At 35.8% G+C, this 3,347-nt stretch carries 1 protein-coding gene and 1 CRISPR repeat array; the gene reads left to right on the top strand.

Features of this window, described 5'->3' with window-relative positions; genetic code table 11:
- Positions 1 to 47: 47 nt before the first annotated feature.
- Positions 48 to 1,769: direct repeats of the CRISPR family, unit length 35 nt; unit sequence CTTTTAACTTCTTAGCAAGTTTAATTAATGGAAAC.
- A 411-nt stretch (positions 1,770 to 2,180) separates the two neighbouring features.
- Entirely contained in the window at positions 2,181 to 3,338 is a 1,158-nt protein-coding gene (locus IQ242_RS20170) for an IS630 family transposase (protein ID WP_193961179.1), read from the top strand.
- Positions 3,339 to 3,347 lie beyond the last annotated feature (9 nt).

Here is a 3,347-nt window from a genome sequence, read left to right as displayed (position 1 = left end):
AAAAATTGCTGTACAATCCTTATACAGCCTAGTTTTGCCAAGCTAGTCTTTTAACTTCTTAGCAAGTTTAATTAATGGAAACTATTAATAATGATGCATACAGTATGGCCACTATCCAGAGGAGGGCTTTTACTTTTAACTTCTTAGCAAGTTTAATTAATGGAAACGTTTTCCGCAAACTCGGTAATGCTTTGCAAAGGTAGATCTTTTAACTTCTTAGCAAGTTTAATTAATGGAAACAGTATAAGGCAACCACGATCCAGAGGAGGGGGCCCTTCTCCTTTTAACTTCTTAGCAAGTTTAATTAATGGAAACCCAATTCTACAGAATCTTTACAAATAACAATCAACTTTTAACTTCTTAGCAAGTTTAATTAATGGAAACAACGTTTCTGCATTGCTTGGCGCATGCAGATTGGGATCCTTTTAACTTCTTAGCAAGTTTAATTAATGGAAACGCAGCATTCTTTCCTGAGTCCGCGCTTCTTCGTCTTTCTTTTAACTTCTTAGCAAGTTTAATTAATGGAAACTCAGTGGGGCGGCGGTTGTCTATGTAGCTTATTAACTTTTAACTTCTTAGCAAGTTTAATTAATGGAAACTTTTAAAACACTGCTTTTAAAAAGCAGCCTAAGGCTACTTTTAACTTCTTAGCAAGTTTAATTAATGGAAACAAAAGCATCATCCCGTTTTTGCTGTCGTATTCGTATATTGCGGCTTTTAACTTCTTAGCAAGTTTAATTAATGGAAACGAGTAAAGATTGGCTTTTAGCTCTTGAAGTTGCTCCTTTTAACTTCTTAGCAAGTTTAATTAATGGAAACAGAGGAGGGGGCCCTTCTCCCCGTTTCTTTCTACTTTTAACTTCTTAGCAAGTTTAATTAATGGAAACTTTGAGCACCAACCACCGGGTGTCCGTATAGAGTTACCCTTTTAACTTCTTAGCAAGTTTAATTAATGGAAACTTTCGAGTTGCTCCTTAGCTTCTTTATGAACTATAGTTTTTCTTTTAACTTCTTAGCAAGTTTAATTAATAGAAACGTTCTTGAAAAGTTCTACATGAACGTCACGGACGTCCACGATTTCTATTTCTTTTAACTTCTTAGCAAGTTTAATTAATGGAAACACTGCTGTGGATCTACCAGAGATGCTAGCGATAAGCTTTTAACTTCTTAGCAAGTTTAATTAATGGAAACACAAGATGCACGCTAAGTATGCACCTAAAGCTAACACCTTTTAACTTCTTAGCAAGTTTAATTAATGGAAACAAGCACTCAAGGGGAGTGCAAACATTGAGGCTCTTTTCTTTTAACTTCTTAGCAAGTTTAATTAATGGAAACACTTCACCTAACATTTTCACAGTCCACAGGGTGCACGCCAACTTTTAACTTCTTAGCAAGTTTAATTAATGGAAACCTAGTTCGGCACCTAAGAACTTGTCTAGTTTCTCCCTTTTAACTTCTTAGCAAGTTTAATTAATGGAAACGTCTTTAAGCTTTCCATACTGAACCCGAACTCTTTTACTTTTAACTTCTTAGCAAGTTTAATTAATGGAAACTTTCGTCCTCACGGAGCAACGAAATGTTAAAGTAAAGCTTTTAACTTCTTAGCAAGTTTAATTAATGGAAACTACTAGACATCGGGGGTCTAGTACTGATTCTTCTCGGCCTTTTAACTTCTTAGCAAGTTTAATTAATGGAAACCCTTTTGCATAAACGACCAAATTTTTACCTTAAAAACTTTTAACTTCTTAGCAAGTTTAATTAGGGTTTGCTGAAAAAGTACGGGCGAAGCATTCGGGCAATAACCTATCGGTGAAACCGTAGATTTTTTATCCGAATGCTTCGCCCCTACAGGACGCGGGCCGATGAAGACGCAAGGTTTTGAAGCACGATTCTCTCAAAATCTTGCACCTGTTTCGCGAGAAAAGCCACAAAACCCTTACCTTGCCTACATTTCACCTTTATTCAGCAAGCCCTAATTAATAGAAATGAGACGAGCTTTAAGCTCAGGATTAGGTCAAAGATGTGTAGGGTTAATTCATGAATTAACCCTACAATTTTGCGGAATGTGGGTGGGAATTCCCATAACGGTAAAAAACGAATTCAGAGCCACATTCTGGTAAGCTGTTCAGCATCTAAATAGCGTATAATAGAAACAGTAACCTATTCAAATATCAATAGCTATGCCAGCCCCTAATCACTTGAATTCCGAACAAAAAGAAAAGTTACAAAAAGCACTAAAAAAAGAAGAAAATCCTTACATTAGAGAAAGAGTTTTGATATTGTTGTTGTTAAATGATGGGAAAACTCAAGTCCAAATCTCCAAACTCATTGGGTGTTCACTGCGAACAGTCTCTTATTGGTGTATTCCTGGAGATGCCAATAATTTAGATAGCTTGAAAGACAAGAGAATGGAGGGAAATTATCGAAAAGCGACGGATGATTATATCAAAATATTGTTAGAGACAATTGACAAAGAGCCTCAAGAAATGGGGTATGAGTTTGGCCGTTGGACAGCCAAAAGATTAGCCACTTATCTGACAGAACAGACAGGTATAGAATTAAGTAGTTCTCAAGTCACGAACATTTTAAAAAAAAAGAAGTATGTTTATATTTGGGCTAAATATAGTTTAGAAGATCGACAAGATCCTGAAAAAAGAAAAGAATTTAAACAAAAACTAGCCGAATACTTAAAAATAGCAAAAGAAGAGCCAAATAAGCTACAGGTATGGTTTTGGGACGGGGCTTTCAAGGTGGCGACGCAGGTTCGCCACACAGCCCCTCACGAAAGTGGATTCAGTTTAAGAGTCATTAGAAGAAAAACATGGGGGAAAAAAAGCCAAAGAAAAAAAGTTAGCGGACAAAGAAGAAGTGGTCGAGTAAATGCGATGGGAGGAGTGAGATATTCCGATAAAAAAAGATTCGTAGAATTCATAAAAAAAGGAAATTCAGAAACTTTTTATGAAGTGGTAAAAGTTTTTTATACAGAAATCATAAAAGAATGGGTGGAAGCGGGGAATAAAGAGGAGGATTTTCGAGAGAAGGGTCCAAAGATTGTCCTGATTCTCGATAATGCTAGTATTCACAAAAAAACAGATGTTGTTGGTAAAATTGCTGAAAATATGCCCAACTTAATTTTAGAGTATTTACCCGCCTATAGCCCAGATTTAAATATTATTGAATTGGTCTGGCACTCGGCAAAAGAATTTATCGCTCATCGACTTTTTAAATCAGTTGAAGAGTTAGAATCTCTTTTACATCAACTTTTAAATGAAGGAGGTTTAATTATTAAGTGGGATCGCAAGTTGAAAAACAAGGGTAATTCTGTTAACGCAATTTAAATTACGAAC

It is taken from the genome of Microcystis sp. LEGE 08355, assembly GCF_015207185.1.
Lineage (GTDB): Bacteria > Cyanobacteriota > Cyanobacteriia > Cyanobacteriales > Microcystaceae > Microcystis > Microcystis panniformis.
The sequence above is the reverse complement of the archived record's forward strand: the minus strand, read 5'-3'. Positions and strand labels throughout refer to the sequence as shown.